Annotated in this window: 1 protein-coding gene; it reads left to right on the top strand. The window is 60.8% G+C overall.

Going from position 1 to position 393, the window contains the following annotated elements; genetic code table 11:
- The coding region (locus EOA33_RS38640; RefSeq protein ID WP_190234568.1) for a phytanoyl-CoA dioxygenase family protein at window positions 1-393 on the top strand (393 nt) is incomplete at both ends.

Raw genomic sequence — 393 nt, 5'->3', positions numbered from 1 at the left:
GACTACTGCAACTGGGAGCGCATCCCTGAATTCGTCAGGATCGTCAGGGAATCGCCGGCGGCCGAGCTGGCGGCCGCCGTCATGGAGTCGCGCAGCGCGCAGTTCTTCCACGACCATGTTCTGGTCAAGGAGCCCGGCACGCAGAAGCCGACGCCCTGGCATCAGGACATTCCCTATTATTTCGTAGAAGGCAGCCAGACGGTGAGCTTCTGGATCCCGATCGATCCGGTGAAGGAAGCGACGCTCAGGTTGATCGCCGGCTCGCACAAATGGGAAAAGATGGTGCTGCCGGTGCGCTGGCTGAACGACAGCAATTTCTATGCGGACGACGGCGACTACCTGCCGGTGCCCGATCCAGACAACGACCCGTCGATGAAAGTGCTCGAATGGGAG

The organism is Mesorhizobium sp. M4A.F.Ca.ET.050.02.1.1 (assembly GCF_003997725.1).
Lineage (GTDB): Bacteria > Pseudomonadota > Alphaproteobacteria > Rhizobiales > Rhizobiaceae > Mesorhizobium.
Note: the sequence above shows the minus strand (reverse complement) of the source record. Positions and strands in the feature narration are given on the sequence as shown.